This window comes from Paraburkholderia sp. BL17N1, assembly GCF_003634175.1.
Classification (GTDB): Bacteria; Pseudomonadota; Gammaproteobacteria; order Burkholderiales; family Burkholderiaceae; genus Paraburkholderia.
In genome coordinates, this window is record NZ_RBIW01000002.1 from 1,105,458 (window position 1) to 1,119,938 (window position 14,481).

The following is a 14,481-nucleotide window of genomic DNA, read 5'->3' on the forward strand; positions in this document are numbered from 1 at the left end:
CGGTCATCGGCCGTTTTCTGGCTCGGCTAGCAGGCGTGAAATTATGTAGGCATCCGTATCATTGGCGACGAAGCGCGTGGATCGAGATAGCCGCGCAATAGCGGAAACACGTGGGCTGGTCCCCAGCCATCGCGTGGGGCTCTCTTGCCCTCCCACGCGTGGGACGCCCGGCATGCATCGAAGTCTTCGCGACGGAACGCCCCACATTTGCCCGCAGCGTCGACACACTGGAGCAAGCCGCTCCGAATCTGGTACAACTGATGTCTGCGCCCATGAAGGACGGCGCTGTCGCGGTCTCGACCCCGCGACAGCGAGTAGTGAAATCCGGATCCTGAACGTTGAAAACGTTCATGTACTCAGCCCGTTGGAGTGACTGATGGCCCATGCTTACCTGCAGGTGATCGCGCATTTTTTCGCCAAGCCTGGCAACGGCGACGCGATCGTGAAGCCGCTTGCGGAACTCGCCGCCGCAACCCGGAAAGAGCCCAAGAACCTTTACTACGAATTCTTCCGCTCGCCGCTGGAGCCGGACCACTTCGTGATTCTCGAGAAGTACAGCGACGCCGACGGGCTCGCCGATCATCGCGAAACCGAGCATTTCCAGCGGCTCGGTTTCGGCACCATCATTCCCCTGCTCGACCGGCGCGAAGTCGAGAGCCATTTAGTGTCTGGAGACGCGCCATGATGAACCCGTTCCGGTTTCAAACGGTGCCGACGCTCGTCGTCGAGTTCGGTGCCGCGCGCCGCCTCGGCGCTTTGTTGCGCGCGCAATTTCCGGCGCTGTCGCGTGTGTGCGTCGTCACCGATGGCTTTCTGCACAGGAGCGGGTTGTTGAATCCGGCGCTCGCCGATCTCGCGGCGCACGGCTGGGACGCCACCGTGATCGACGACGTGATCGCCGATCCGCCCGAACACATCGTGCTCGAAGCGACATCGCGGGCCCGGACCGCCGGTGCGGAAATCGTGCTGGGGCTCGGCGGTGGTTCGTCGATGGATGTGGCGAAGCTGATCGCCGTGCTCGCACCGCAGCAACAGCAGGCGCTCAGCGAGATGTACGGCGTCAACAAGATCACGGTCGCGCGTCTGCCGCTTGTGCAGATGCCGACAACCGCAGGCACCGGTTCCGAAGTCACGGCCGTGTCGATCGTGACGGTGGGCGAAGCGAAGAAGATGGGCGTGGTCGCGCCGCAACTGATCGCGGATCTGGCGATTCTCGACGCCGAGCTCACGCTTGGCCTGCCCGTTGCGGCGACTGCGGCGACCGGCGTCGATGCGATGGTGCATGCCATCGAGGCGTACACGTCCGCGCATCTGAAGAATCCGGTTTCCGACCTGCTTGCGGTGAAGGCGCTCGATCTGTTGTCGCGCAACCTGCTGCCAGCTTGCGAGAACGGCGGCAACCGCGACGCGCGTGAGGCGATGCTGCTCGGCGCCACCTTCGCGGGCCAGGCGTTTGCGAATTCGCCGGTCGCCGCGGTCCATGCGCTCGCGTATCCGATCGGCGGCATTTATCACGTGCCGCATGGTCTTTCGAACGCGCTCGTGTTGCCGCATGTGTTGCGGTTCAATGCGCAAGCGGCGGCGCCGTTGTACGCGGAACTCGCAGCGGTAGTCGTGCCCGGCGTCACGGGCAGTGATGAGAGCAAAACGCAGGCGCTGATTGAACGGCTCGAACAGATGATTGCGGCGACGGCGATTCCCGCGCGTCTGCGCGACGTCGGCATTGAGCAAGGCGGGCTGGAGCGGATGGCGAGCGATGCGATGTTGCAGACGCGGTTGCTGGTGAATAATCCGCGACCGGTGACGGAGGCCGATGCGCTGGCGATTTATACGGCCGCGTTTTGATGCGGGTTTGCGGCGTGGGCCGGCCGTCCCGATGCGAAGGTGCTGCTTTGATGGATTGCGGCGTGCTTCGCATCGTTACGGCGGGCGCTCTCGCGTTACGTAGCACGCTCGCGGAACACGGATTTGCGTCGAAACGCAAAATCGTGATTCTGTCGGGATAAATTCTTATTTTGTTTGATTTGTTGGATATACCTTTGCTTTGATCGGATGATCGAGCAATAACCAGCATTTGGCGTGTAACTTGCAGCAGTGTCCCCGTCAATAGTCGTTCAACGGGGACATCATGAAGAAATTTGCTGGTCGGACAGCCATCGCGGTGGCGATGTCTACATTACTCGCGCTGTATGGATGCGGATCGACGCTTAACACGCCAAGTCCCGGGCTTGGCGGGGGCGGTTTGGGCGGCACGTCGGGGGCGGGGACTTCTGGGACTTCGGGGACTTCGGGTACTTCGGGCACTTCGGGCACTTCGGGCACTTCGGGTACTTCGGGGACTTCGGGGACTTCGGGGACTTCGGGGACTTCGGGTACTTCGGGTACTTCGGGTACTTCGGGTACTTCGGGTACTTCGGGTACTTCGGGCACTTCGGGCACTTCGGGCACTTCGGGTACTTCGGGTACTTCGGGTACTTCGGGTACTTCGGGTACTTCGGGTACTTCGGGTACTTCGGGTACTTCGGGTACTTCGGGTACTTCGGGCACTTCGGGCACTTCGGGCACTTCGGGCACTTCGGGCACTTCGGGCACTTCGGGCACTTCGGGCACTTCGGGCACTTCGGGCACTTCGGGCACTTCGGGCACTTCGGGTACTTCGGGTACTTCGGGTACTTCGGGTACTTCGGGTACTTCGGGTACTTCGGGTACTTCGGGTACTTCGGGTACTTCGGGTACTTCGGGTACTTCGGGCACCTCCGGGACTTCGGGCACCTCTTCCACCCCGGTCGGCAACATCATCACTCAGGCCAGCAATCTCATCACCGCCGTCGGCACGACAGCCGCCGATACCGGCACCAAGATCACCGGCACCTCGGTGCCCGGCGTCAACGGCGCAACGACCTCGAACCTCGGCAACGCGATCACCGATGTCGGCAACGGCGTGAAGGTGCTGGGCAACGGCACCGCCGCGGGCCTCGGCACGGTCGGCAGCACCGCCAATCCGCTCGGCCCGACGCTGACTTCGACTTCCGGTGTCGTCGCCGATACCGGTGCCGCCGTGACCGCGCTCGGCGGCGTGGTGAACAGTCTCGGCAGCGGCCCGTTGAAACCGCTTTCCCCGGTGACGTCGACGCTGGGCAGCGTCGTCGGCGGCGTGGGCAGCGGCGTCAACACAGTGGGCTCGGGATTGAATACCGCGCTCACCAGTGCGCCAGTCCAGCAGATCGAAACGCAGTTCAGTTCGGCGATCAACCCGATTACCACCACCGTCTCCAACACGACGCAGACGCTCGGCAACACGACAGGTCTCGGCGCGCCGCTCAACAATCTGCTCGGCACGCTCGGCAACGGACTTAACGTGGCCGGCATCAAAGTGTCGGGCGCCACCGGCGATCAGGTCGGCAAGGACGTCGGCGGCGTCGTGAGCCAGTTGGGCAAAACCGTGATGAGCACGGGCGGACTGTTCACCGGCACGACCACCAATCCGCTCGCGCCGATCACGGGCCTGCTCGGGCCGCTCGGCGGAATTGGCGGCCTGGGCGGCGCAGGTGGCTCGGGCGGCACCTCCATCCCGCCGTTGACCGGACTGATCGGCAACCTTGGATCGCTGGGCGGTGCAGCGGGTGGCACGGGTGGCACGGGTGGCGCCGGCGGCGCGGCCGGCCTGCTGGCGCCGCTTACCGGCCTTCTCGGCAAGCTCGGTTCGCCTGGCGGGACGTCGGGCACGGGTAGTCCGCTGGCGCCTGTCGTCAACGTGGTCGGGTCGTTGACGGCGGGCGTCACAGGCGGTGTCGGCGCCGGGGGTTCGTCGGGCGGCACGGCCGGCAATCCGGTGACGGGCCTTATCAGCGGTTTGACTGGCGGCTCGGCCGGCGCCTCGGGCAGCAACAGCTCCGGTAGCAAGAATCCGCTCGCGCCGGTGACGAACCTGGTCGGCGGACTGCTCGGCGGCGTCGCAGCGGCCGGCAAATAAGCGTTACGCAGGCACGCGGCCGGGCACCAAAAAATCAATAACCCGGCCGCCTTCAATGTCATGACGACGAGGGATGACATGAACTCCACTTTCCATACCGTCGCGCGCGTGCACGACCCGCGGCCGCGCTCGGCGACACCTTTTTCGATCGGCCTGCTCGGGATCGCCGTCGGACTGCTCACGCTCTGGTTGCTGCGCGACAGCAGTTCGCTCGATGGCGCGACGCGAAGCACCGTTGCCTGTCTGGCAATCATCGCGACCATTGCCGCTCACGAGCTATTCGTCGCGCGCGTCTATTTGCGCCCGAGCGCCGGCCTCGCGAGACATGCGTTGCGGCCGCTGAGCATCGTGCGCGTGGAATTGCGCCTCGCGGCGCTCGCCTCGGTGTACGCGGGCATCGGCGCACTCTACTGGCTGCTGCCCGAGTATCACGGCGCCTTCTATAACCCGTACTGGTCGCTGCTCGGTACGCTCGCGCCATATGTCCTTATCGCGGCGCCTTTCTACTTCGCGTGGATGGACCGGCATCAGCGCGAAGCCGACGACGCGTACCTGCTATGGGCACGCTTCCTAATTCGCGGCGAGCGTCCGGCGAACTGGCGCCCAGTGCGCGAAATGCTGGCGGGATGGATGGTGAAGGCATTCTTCCTTCCCCTGATGATCGTCTACCTGTCCACCAATGCGGATCACCTCAACGCGTCGTTGACGGCCGCGCTGAATGCGCCGTTTTCGCTCGCGACATTCCGGTTTATGTATGACCTGTCGTTCGCGATGGACCTGATGTTCGGCACTGTGGGTTACCTGTGCACATTGCGCACACTCGACAGTCACGTGCGCAGCGCAGAGCCGACGACGTTGGGTTGGCTCGTCGCGCTGGTCTGCTATCAGCCGTTCTGGTCGCTCATCTCGAACCAGTACATTCGCTACGAAGGTTCGGTGTTCTGGGACAACTGGCTTATTTCGATGCCGGTTGTGCGAGTCGTGTGGGGTACGGTCATCGTTGCATTGCTGCTGTGCTATGCGCTGGCGACCATCTCGTTCGGTTTGCGGTTTTCGAATCTGACCAATCGCGGGATCATTACTTCGGGACCTTATCGGTTCACCAGGCATCCCGCTTATATCGCGAAGAATCTGTCTTACTGGATGGTCACAGTGCCGTTTATCGAGCCGCTGGGATGGCGAGCAGCGGTGACGCATTGCGCGGCGCTATTGGTGGTGAACATGCTTTATTTCTTGCGGGCCAAGACGGAAGAAAAGCATTTGATGAATGATCCGGAGTACCGGGAATACGCGGAGTGGATTGCAAGGAATGGCGTCTTTGCCCGGTTATCGCGAGTGTTTGATTGAGCAGCGAAGTCTGAGAAAAGCCTGCGCTCCAATACCCACAACCAGCTCAATCAGGAGTTGCTCATGGCTAACGCCAATTGAGCAAGCAGCGTCATCGGACACATTGCAAGAAAACCGTAAGCGAGTCGCCTTTCCATGGATGCACATCACCGACACCATGCTCGAATTCGCCGGCTTTCAACCCGGCTAGCGTGTCTTTCTCAGCATTGGTCATCGTTGCAGCCGGATCACCATCGGCATCGATCGAGACTACACGATTGCCGGGGAACCGATGACGAAACAGCAGATCATGCAGCGCAGCAAGCCCATGTCGGATTGAACAGACCACGTGACGGCCCGTTTGGGTCGGGCCGTTCTTGCGTCATCGGGAATTGGAAACCTTGACCGGGGGATTCCGGCTTTGTAGGATGATGGCCGCCGCAATCGGACACGCACAACCTGATAGATTCAGTCCACCCGCAACATACGAATAGGGCCACTACTAAATGAACAGTGAGGTCATCGGGGTTATGGCATGACAATGGATGAAGACATCGCGCACGTGGCGCGTGTGATGGTGCCGTCGCTGAGCGCGTTTCGCGGTGAGCCCGTGTTGCAGCCGGCTTACTGGCGGAGGCGGCTTCAGCGGATACAGAGCGAATTCCGGTTGACTGAAATGCAAGCTTCGCAGATCCAGCATTTGCTGGGGGATCTGGATAGGTTTGAGGCGGAAAAGGGCGCGAAGAAAATGGGGGTTGGTGGTCAGATTCGAGCGCCATGGAGCCCGCGGTGACGCGGCACATCTACGTGTTTCTTTGAGTGGAGTGACAATGCGCGGCAGGCTGACAGGGGTCACGTCTTCCTCGCCCTCAGATGCGATAGCCACACAACCAACCATTCCCGTTGACTGCGAATCAGCGGCGTCCGCGGCATTGTCCATATCTGCAATACGCTCATCTAAGCGCGATGCAGTACATCAGTATCATACCGCAGTAACTGCGATACGCGCACGCACAACTCTGTGCATCTAGCGGTGAACCGTCCTCGCGAAAACGGACATGTCACCAAAATAGAGTTCCAGTGCATCGACGTCTGAAAGCTGCTTTAACCAACCGGGTTTGTATATTCCGAACTTCAGATATGCGCGTCGGTCGCCAAGATATGCATTCGCCATGCCGTTTCCGTCGAGCACAAGCTTCCCGCTTTTCCAGAGGCGCGTCACCGCCTCCCGCCCGCTGGCGTCTGGCGCATACTGTAACGTCCAATTAACCCACCTGCCGAGATCGCTGCGCGCACAACAAACGCGGCCACCTGACCCGTGCTCTGTATTTAACCCCCCGCGCACGGAAAACGTATAGTCCTCACCGAGCACCGTCAGCATGAACGGCGGCGGCCCGCTTGATTCACTCTGATGGATCTGCGTGATGATTTCCATTTGCTGCCGATCAAATGCGAAATCACGCGGGAGATATGTCTGCCAGCGGATCAGATATTCTTGGCCCGGGCTCATGTAAACATTTCGGGGCAACGTGAACTCACTGCGCGGTGCGCCGTTGGCCACCTTCAAAAAATCGTTGTTCTTGTGGATTTGTACGCGAATGACATGCCGGCCCGGGGAAGCGGGGTCGTTAGCCAACGCCACGTCGGTCGCTTGGCCTGCTTGAATTAGCAAACCTCCAAATCCAATTCCTGAAACAATTGAGTAAGCCGCAAGATAAGTACTGCTGCTTGGGACTGCCTGGCCTGACGGACCGGCTGCCTCTGCCGGCGAAAGCGTAAAGATTAGTCCAAGCATCGACACCAACGCTCTGAACAAGGACGGCTTCCTATTCATATATCTCTTTTTCGCTGAGACATAACCGCAACCAACGCGAGGTATGGAGCGACGACAGCCGACACGAAGACGTGACCTGCCGACGACGCCATTGCAACAACGATCCAGAAAAATATCCGGCCAAACCGACTAGCTTTGCGGTCTGAACCGCCGCAAGCAAAGGTCCGTGCCAACGCGACAAAATAGATTATAAAAATGGGAAAGCCAAAGGCGAGTATCAGATCTGGAATGTCGATCTCCACCATGTATCGAACGACGGGATGCCCGCCAGTTAATAACGCAATGAAGTTATCCTTCTGAACCTCGGCCCAAACGTTGGCGAACTTTAAGTTTCGTCCCGACAGCAGAAGCGTCACAATCTTATCGTCGCCGATTCGCCCACCCTGGTGCTGAAAATAACGCAAACTTAGATCAACAGCCGCATTGACCTTCGGTATGAAGAGGTAAGCAGACGCAGCCATTGTTGTCAGAGCCAGCAGAATCAGGCTCGTGTAAAACGTTGCCTTGATTGCGTTGTGGCGTGAGTAGAAATACGCGCACGTCCCAGCAAGCGCCCCGAGGATTGCACCCTTCGTGCCGGTCAGCGCGGCCGCGGCCAGGATGCATCCGATCAGCAGGACAGAGCGCCACGACCAACCGCGCAGCAGCGCGTGAAGGTAGCCGAACCCAATGGCCACAACGACGAGAGCCGCCGCTTCGTTTTGCGCGTAAATAATGCCTTTGTATCCGGATCGAATGTGAGTGTCTGCCTGGTAGCTGAGAAACATGTCAATTGACAGCGCAGCGCCCATCACTATCGAAACGCCGTAAACCATTAGCGATATGAATGCAACCGACTCAATTTGCTTCAGGCGTCGATCGCTTAGCATGCTCATCGCAGCAGGATAGACAAAAAAACTGAACACCTTCAGTACAAATATCACCTGTTCCTGAAGCTCGTGCCTTGTTAACACTCCGAACACATAGGAACCGAGCGTCGCACATAGCACAAATGCAAATGCGATCGCTCGCCACAGTCCAGTTTGAGTTAATCGAAACCCATACGTCAGCGAAGCAATAAGACCGACAATTGTCACGCCTCTCAACAATAGCGATACTCGCGCATCAGCGGCGTGAGACGGCACGCCCTTTGCTGCATAGACAGACAGAAAATCCCCAATCGGAGAAAGCCCTAAACCAATGACCAGGACTGTCCACGCGAGCGTCGTGGCGACCCGCGTGTTCGACTCCGGAAAACCTGCGGCCGGAGCCGCCCCGTATGGCAAATAGCGGCTATTCATGGTGCGGATACATCTTCTCGCGGGAAGCCGTTGCCATAAGCAACGCCACTACTAGCCATCGACCACCCGTACGTATGACTCTTAGAGGCTTAAGCGCCATCTCATAGGCGAAAGACCGGCGCTTTGATAGCACATCCCGACTTGATGAAATTGAGCTCGGCATCGTCTCGAATGCTTCCCAAACGACGTACGGCCGCAACTCGGCAATGCGCAAACCGCCATGGTCGCGATGCCATGGCCAGTCGTCGAGAAGTCTCCCAATTCGTCCGCATGCATGATCAAGCGCCTTGCGAGCACCACTGGCACTGATCCAGTAGCCGACCGAACCGCTCGTCCATTGTTTGAACGGTACGCCAATCCATAACCTGCCGACACGGCTCGCGCGCATCAGCGGCTCGTACACATAGGTTGTCTTCGCGTGCCGACGCGCGAGCTTGGAGCGTCCGAGCAGAACAACGTCGGCATTTGCCGATAAAGCACTCTCCGATGTGTGCAACACTGATTCAAAAAAAGCGTCGTCCAGCATCGCATCATCTTCCAATATGATTGCTGCACGCCCGGATCGCGCGATCTTCGGCCACAGCGATCGATGGCTGTAGAAACATCCCACTTCGCCGCGACTGAGTGGACGCCCGTAGCGCATCGTTGCTTCCATCGGATCGCAAAGCTCAGCAAACGCATCACCGTCAAGGCTCCGCGCATCGAACGCGTTTTCGAATTGACATTCCAACCCACGATCTGCCAGTACTTTCTCAATCGAAGCGCGGCGCGGTGATCCCGGAAGTGAAATTACGTAAATATCAAACATGGTCAGTCTCAGGATGTCTTTAGCTGCATAAAGTGAGCGCGCATTTCCGTGGAGCGGACAATCCACATCACATATACGCCAAGCAATGCGACCTCCGCCGTCAGATACGCCACCGCTGCGCCGTACGCGCCGAATCGTGGTGTAAGAAGGAACGCCAACAGAACATTGAACCCGCCTGCTCCGAGCATCGCGCGCGCGCGCCGTGCAGATCCATTGAATGGCACAAGCACTTGCAAACCAAGAAAATAGGCCAGATTGCCGAAGATCGTCGACAAGCAAAGCAAGTCGACGATCGGCGCCGCCCCCACGAAATTTTGGCCGAGTGCAATACGGGTGAGAACGTCTGACAGCGACAAGCACACGATCAAACCAATACACGTTGTCGCCGCGGTCGCGAGAAGGCCCACGGCCGTCAGCATTGCAGCCATCCTCACCCCTTCCACTGTTTGCTGGGAAAAAAACGCAGCGACACGGGGGTAGAGCACAGTATTGATCTGAGCCGGCACCATGTTTCCCACGGTCTTCAGCTTGTCAGCCGCCGCGTATAGACCGACCTGATACGGCCCAGAAATACCGCCAAGAATGACCGCATTGGTTGCGCTGAACAAGCTGACCGACGCCGCCGAAATAAACATATCCGTACTTTCAACCAGCTGCGTGCGAATGGTGCGCCAGGAAAATAGCGGAGCCGCGAGTAGGCCTTGCTGGTAAGCGACAGACATTGAACCCACTGCGACGATCAAGGATGCCGCCGACTGGACGGCTACGGCTGCGTTGACGTCACTCGGCGAAGTGACCACACAGAAGGTCAATGGAAGCGTCGCAAACCGCCCAACGAGCGCGATCGTTGCGAACAGCGAAAAGCGTTCGAGACCTTGAAGGAGCCAGTTAAGAGTAAATACGTTTGCCAGGACGCTCAGCCAGCCGATCCAGACCGCGGCTCCCAACCCCTGTATGTGGTGATCAAAACGAACAACCGCGAACAGAGCGGTGGACGAAATGACACACAGGCTCGCCTTAGCTCCGATGATCGACCAGACCAGTTCGTTCAGCCTGGCCCGGTCCTGACGGCACTGCGAGACCATGCGGGGCCCGCTTAGATTGAATCCCCACTCAGTGCACACCGTGCCATACACCGTTATCGCGATCACATAGCTCACAACGCCGAACTGCGACGGCCCGAGAATGCGTGTCAGATATGGAAACGTGGCAAGAGGCACGAGGTAATTTCCGACCTGCCACGCCAGCATCGCCGCAAAGTTCCGGCCGAGTCCGGCCGCTGCGCGTACCGATCCGCGACCGCGAGGGATGCGATCGTGCTCAGACTCCTGCGCCGGCGGTAATGTCGCCTTTTCCATTATCACCGTCACTCGTGCTTGAGGCGCTTTGCGGTATCCGCGCCTTCATATGCGTAAGCACCGTAATTGCCGTACTGAGCGGATCTCAATCCAGGACTGAAACAGTTGAAAACGACGCCCGAGACCTTTGCTCCGACCCGACCAATACGCTTGGCCGACTCTCGAATCTCCCCGAGACTCGTGACACCAGAACGCGCCACCAGCAAAATCGTCCCTGCAAATGTCGCAAACACTGTCGCATCGGTCACGGGCAAAAGAGGAGGCGCATCGATCAGCACCAGATCGTACTGGTGCGAAACATCCGACAGCAAGCTCGACAGGTTGTTCGATTGGAACAGTTCAACCGGCTGCCCGACCCGCGGACCAGCGGGAAGAAAATCGACGTGCGCAGAAACATCCCGAACGATGGCGTCTTTCACCTGAATCTCGCCACGAAGCACGTTCGCAAGGCCATTTTGCGAGCGAACGCCAAATTCTTTAGCCAGATGACCGCGCCGCAAGTCACCGTCGATCAACAGCACGCGCTTATTCAGTTGGCCGAGAAGTGTCGCAACGTTAGCCGAGGTGAAGGATTTCCCGATATCGCTAGACGGCCCAGTGATAAGTACGAGATTGTTCTTCGGCTTATCAAGTAGGAGGAACTGCATTGCGGTACACAGACTGCGCAGCGCCTCAACCGCAGGCTCGTGCGGGCGTGAAAGAGAAAGAATGGAGCGCGTCTGAGCGGCTCCCACGACCGCCAATTTCTTCTGGGCCGGACTCCTCGGGATCGTTGCAATCACCTCGAGATCGGTGTCCCGCTCGATCTCCGACGGATCCGTGACCGCACCGTGCAGCACGGCTCTGGCAATTGCCACGCATATCCCGACCAGCAACCCGATGATCGTTGCCAGCACCACGACCAAGGCAACCTTTGGCCGCACGGGCTCGTCCGGAACAACCGCGTGGTCGATCACGCGCACGTTGCCGATCTTACTGGCCGTTGCGAGACGCAGTTGCTGAATGCTGTTCAGCAGTCCAACATAGATCGCCGTTTGAACGGTGACGTCGCGTCGAAGTCTCACGACATTCTGTTGCGCATCCGGCAAGCGCGAGATCGCGCTCTCGAATGAAGAGATATTGAGTCTCGCGGCAGCGATTTGCTGATCCAGCGAAGCAAGTTGGGGATGCTCGGTGGTCAATACCGATCCAAGTGCTTTTCGCTTCTGTTCCAATTCGAAGAGTGCAGTCTGCGCGCCCACTGCCTGGCCAAGCATTGCATTTGCCTGTTCGCTCAAATCGACGATCTGGTGCTTGTTCTGATATCCATTCAGACGATCCTCCACAACCCTCAATTGCCCTTCGACTTGTGGCAATTGAGCGGTCAGAAATTGCAGAGATTTTTCTGCTGTGGCGGCTTTTCTATCGGCGTTCTGACGCACATAATTATCAGCTATTTCGTTGATCACCCCTGCGCCAAGAACGGGGTCGATACTCTCGTATTTCACGCCGATCACTCCCGACTGGTCTTTACCCTTCTCAGTAACCACCAGATCTTTCTGAAGCTGCGTGAGCATCTTTTGCGTGGAGAAACGCCTGACAATGAACTGTGCATTTGGACGCCCCTCGATGTGATCGACAACCAGATTTACGTTGCCTGACGCAGTTTGCACGCGCAACGGCACGCCGACTTGTCCGGTAGCATCGTTATCGATGTCATCTCCTGACAACCGATAGCGTCCATCTGCAAGGGTCGTGATAACGAACCGGTCTTCCCAGAAGTCTCGCGGCACGTCGAATGAGGATACTGTGATCCTTTCACGTCCCCAAACAAAACCACCGATGCCGAGCACTCCAGGGGTCGACAGCTTCTTGTTGTGACGAGCAATTACGCTCCCGATAAGCGGGAAATACCTAGGATGTGCATCAATAAAAAGACGCTTGTCTTTGACGACAGACTCTGTGACAAGGCGTGATTGAAGAATCTCCATTTCACCGTCATCGGTCGACTTCACGTCGAACAGAGTGCTCAGGCCGCCCACCAGACCTCCTTCTGCCCCTCCCATCATATCGGCGCCGCTGCTTTCAACCTGGACGACGACGTCTACGCCATAAACAGGTGCCGCAATGATCGCGTACAACGTGCCAAGCACGCAGAAGACGCCCGTCACCACGACGATGAGCCTGACGTTCTTGACGATCATGTCAACGATTCCGCGAACATCGATTTCATCCGATTCGCGAAAGTTTTGAGAATTCGATTTCGAAGAGTTCATGTCGACTTCAGATATCCTTTTGAAGCGAGACGCGCTCGCTTAGCGCTGGTTGCTCTCGGCTAATTGGCAGATGCGTTCGACCCAATCATTGACACCATGCTCAATCAGCGTCATTGCGTAGTCGTAATTGCGCTGCGAACGCAGGTACGGATCCTTGACATCAGACGGAAATACCTCCGCGACGCGATAGATACGTCCTCGTGCGACCGGATAAAAGCGTTCAATAGCCCTGCGCTGCTCAAGCTCCATGACAAGGATTAAGTCGGCCGAGCGACAAACACCTTCATCGAGCCGCACGGCGCGGTGTGACGACATGTCGATCCCACGTAACTCAAGCATGCGCCCGGCCACCGGATCGATCGTCATGCCTTGTCTGGCAGCTAAGCCCGCCGATGAAACCGAGATATCAGGCAATAGCCGCTGAAACAAACCCTGCGCCATCGGACTCCGGCATAAATTGCCCTGACAAACCACGAGAAGGCGCCGGATCATTTCGTCACGACCGCCGCGGTAAGGCTGGCATTGATCGCAGGTAGCAGAAGGTTCAATACGCGGCTGAAACGAACGAGGCCGTTACCGTCCACGTAGACGACATCCTTAGGCAACAATTCAAATTGATTGGCCAGTACCATCGACACTGGAGAACGTGCATCCATATGGAATACTCTGGGTTCGCTACTTTGCGCGCCACGGATCACGTAAAGCTGCGCGGCATCCGCACTGCCGCTATTGAGGCTACCGGCTTGTGAAAGCGCGTCGCTCAAACTCAATTTGCCGGTACGCAGCGGTAACGCCGTCATCGGCTTGTTGACCTCACCCATCACGTAGACGCCGCTCTCCTCACGCGACACAACGCGCAGCAGGTCACCGTCCTGGAGCAAGATGCTAGCGGGATTGACATTGCGCGCCAGCATGCCTGGAACATCAAGCGAATACGACACGCCTTTTCGTACAAGAACCAGATGACTCTGATCCGCGGTCGGCGCAAATCCGCCGGCGCGGTTAACTGCTTCGAACAGCGTCATCGGAATGTCATTGATGGGCACAGTGCCAGGGGCACGGACCTCGCCATCAACAAAAATCTCCTTGGCGCGAAATGACGTTACCCGTACGGAGACCTTCGGCTTGATAAAGAATCGAGACAATGCACTGGTTACAACCGAGCGCGCTTCATCCATAGTCAACCCGGCAACATGTGCGTCGCCCGCATACGGAATCTGGATGTTGCCGTTATGATCGATCACAAAGCCTTGCGGCGGATCGTAGGGGCGGCCATTTGACTGCTGCTGCGGACCTTGCGCCTCCGCAAGCTCAGGATGATCCCAAACAACAATCTGCAGTACGTCGCCTGTGCCGAACGTGTACGGCGACGGCTTGTCCGATAGCCTTTTGATCTCCTCTGAGTTAATCGCCGCAGAAGACATCTTTAGTTGTTGAATCAGCGTCGCATTGATCTCCGCAATCGGCACCTGCATCGACGTGTTATCCGATGTCGCGAGGGTTGCTGGCTCGCTCATTCGCATCCCCGGCGCGACTGTGCATCCGGACAGGACTACACCGATCCCAAGGACAAATGCAATTACTCGACTGCCGCGTAGGCCTGACGCGACGGAATCGGGAAGAAAGGTTTTTGAATTTCTCATTATT

12 protein-coding genes and 1 pseudogene are annotated in these 14,481 nt (G+C 58.3%); 6 read left to right on the forward strand and 7 right to left on the reverse strand.

Features of this window, described 5'->3' with window-relative positions:
* Positions 1 to 179: 179 nt before the first annotated feature.
* The 6 genes and pseudogenes from B0G82_RS40625 to B0G82_RS24880 all read left to right on the forward strand — a co-directional run.
* A pseudogene (locus B0G82_RS40625) lies at positions 180 to 275 on the forward strand (glycerol-3-phosphate responsive antiterminator); the annotation flags it as partial.
* A 101-nt stretch (positions 276 to 376) separates the two neighbouring features.
* Positions 377 to 685, forward strand: a complete 309-nt coding sequence (locus tag B0G82_RS24860) for a putative quinol monooxygenase (protein ID WP_121309377.1) — start codon at positions 377 to 379, stop codon at positions 683 to 685.
* Positions 685 to 1,845 (forward strand): iron-containing alcohol dehydrogenase, encoded by a 1,161-nt coding sequence (locus B0G82_RS24865; protein ID WP_121310829.1) that lies wholly within the window; start codon positions 685 to 687, stop codon positions 1,843 to 1,845. The genes B0G82_RS24860 and B0G82_RS24865 overlap by 1 nt, the downstream gene beginning before the upstream one ends.
* Before the next feature lie 283 nt (positions 1,846 to 2,128).
* Positions 2,129 to 3,973, forward strand: a complete 1,845-nt coding sequence (locus B0G82_RS24870; RefSeq protein ID WP_121309378.1) for a collagen-like triple helix repeat-containing protein — start codon at positions 2,129 to 2,131, stop codon at positions 3,971 to 3,973.
* Positions 3,974 to 4,051: 78 nt separating this feature from the next.
* The gene (locus tag B0G82_RS24875; RefSeq protein ID WP_121309379.1) at positions 4,052 to 5,320 is read left to right on the forward strand and encodes an isoprenylcysteine carboxylmethyltransferase family protein; all 1,269 of its coding nucleotides are present in this window, start codon (positions 4,052 to 4,054) and stop codon (positions 5,318 to 5,320) included.
* Between the two features lie 520 nt (positions 5,321 to 5,840).
* A complete protein-coding gene (locus B0G82_RS24880) occupies positions 5,841 to 6,092 on the forward strand; it encodes a hypothetical protein (protein WP_241974827.1) in 252 nt (83 codons plus the stop codon).
* A 234-nt stretch (positions 6,093 to 6,326) separates the two neighbouring features.
* Here the strand turns inward: B0G82_RS24880 and B0G82_RS24885 are convergent, their stop codons facing one another.
* The 7 genes from B0G82_RS24885 to B0G82_RS24915 are packed head-to-tail and all read right to left on the reverse strand — an operon-like array spanning position 6,327 to position 14,351.
* On the reverse strand, positions 6,327 to 7,115 hold the full coding sequence (locus tag B0G82_RS24885; RefSeq protein ID WP_241974829.1) for a heparin lyase I family protein: 789 nt from the start codon (positions 7,113 to 7,115) through the stop codon (positions 6,327 to 6,329).
* A 14-nt stretch (positions 7,116 to 7,129) separates the two neighbouring features.
* Positions 7,130 to 8,413, reverse strand: coding sequence for a hypothetical protein (locus tag B0G82_RS24890; protein WP_121309382.1), 1,284 nt, complete (start codon positions 8,411 to 8,413; stop codon positions 7,130 to 7,132).
* Entirely contained in the window at positions 8,406 to 9,221 is an 816-nt protein-coding gene (locus tag B0G82_RS24895; protein WP_121309383.1) for a glycosyltransferase family 25 protein, read from the reverse strand. Before B0G82_RS24895 ends, B0G82_RS24890 begins: the two co-directional genes overlap by 8 nt.
* Before the next feature lie 8 nt (positions 9,222 to 9,229).
* A complete protein-coding gene (locus B0G82_RS24900) occupies positions 9,230 to 10,579 on the reverse strand; it encodes a flippase (protein ID WP_121310831.1) in 1,350 nt (449 codons plus the stop codon).
* A gap of 8 nt (positions 10,580 to 10,587) precedes the next feature.
* Positions 10,588 to 12,834, reverse strand: coding sequence for a polysaccharide biosynthesis tyrosine autokinase (locus B0G82_RS24905; protein WP_121309384.1), 2,247 nt, complete (start codon positions 12,832 to 12,834; stop codon positions 10,588 to 10,590).
* A 39-nt stretch (positions 12,835 to 12,873) separates the two neighbouring features.
* Complete coding sequence (locus B0G82_RS24910; RefSeq protein WP_121309385.1) at positions 12,874 to 13,326, reverse strand: low molecular weight protein-tyrosine-phosphatase; 453 nt, start codon at positions 13,324 to 13,326, stop codon at positions 12,874 to 12,876.
* Positions 13,323 to 14,351, reverse strand: a complete 1,029-nt coding sequence (locus B0G82_RS24915; protein WP_121309386.1) for a polysaccharide biosynthesis/export family protein — start codon at positions 14,349 to 14,351, stop codon at positions 13,323 to 13,325. Before B0G82_RS24915 ends, B0G82_RS24910 begins: the two co-directional genes overlap by 4 nt.
* Positions 14,352 to 14,481: the final 130 nt, after the last annotated feature.

What these genes read in the sequence shown, in the direction of transcription:
- B0G82_RS24860 (WP_121309377.1), top strand. Translation starts at nt 377, where the DNA reads ATGGCCCATGCTTACCTGCAGGTGATCGCGCATTTTTTCGCCAAGCCT.
- B0G82_RS24865 (WP_121310829.1), top strand. Translation starts at nt 685, where the DNA reads ATGAACCCGTTCCGGTTTCAAACGGTGCCGACGCTCGTCGTCGAGTTC.
- B0G82_RS24870 (WP_121309378.1), top strand. Translation starts at nt 2,129, where the DNA reads ATGAAGAAATTTGCTGGTCGGACAGCCATCGCGGTGGCGATGTCTACA.
- B0G82_RS24875 (WP_121309379.1), top strand. Translation starts at nt 4,052, where the DNA reads ATGAACTCCACTTTCCATACCGTCGCGCGCGTGCACGACCCGCGGCCG.
- B0G82_RS24880 (WP_241974827.1), top strand. Translation starts at nt 5,841, where the DNA reads ATGGATGAAGACATCGCGCACGTGGCGCGTGTGATGGTGCCGTCGCTG.
- B0G82_RS24890 (WP_121309382.1), bottom strand. Translation starts at nt 8,413, where the DNA reads ATGAATAGCCGCTATTTGCCATACGGGGCGGCTCCGGCCGCAGGTTTT.
- B0G82_RS24895 (WP_121309383.1), bottom strand. Translation starts at nt 9,221, where the DNA reads ATGTTTGATATTTACGTAATTTCACTTCCGGGATCACCGCGCCGCGCT.
- B0G82_RS24900 (WP_121310831.1), bottom strand. Translation starts at nt 10,579, where the DNA reads ATGGAAAAGGCGACATTACCGCCGGCGCAGGAGTCTGAGCACGATCGC.
- B0G82_RS24905 (WP_121309384.1), bottom strand. Translation starts at nt 12,834, where the DNA reads ATGAACTCTTCGAAATCGAATTCTCAAAACTTTCGCGAATCGGATGAA.
- B0G82_RS24910 (WP_121309385.1), bottom strand. Translation starts at nt 13,326, where the DNA reads ATGATCCGGCGCCTTCTCGTGGTTTGTCAGGGCAATTTATGCCGGAGT.
- B0G82_RS24915 (WP_121309386.1), bottom strand. Translation starts at nt 14,351, where the DNA reads ATGAGCGAGCCAGCAACCCTCGCGACATCGGATAACACGTCGATGCAG.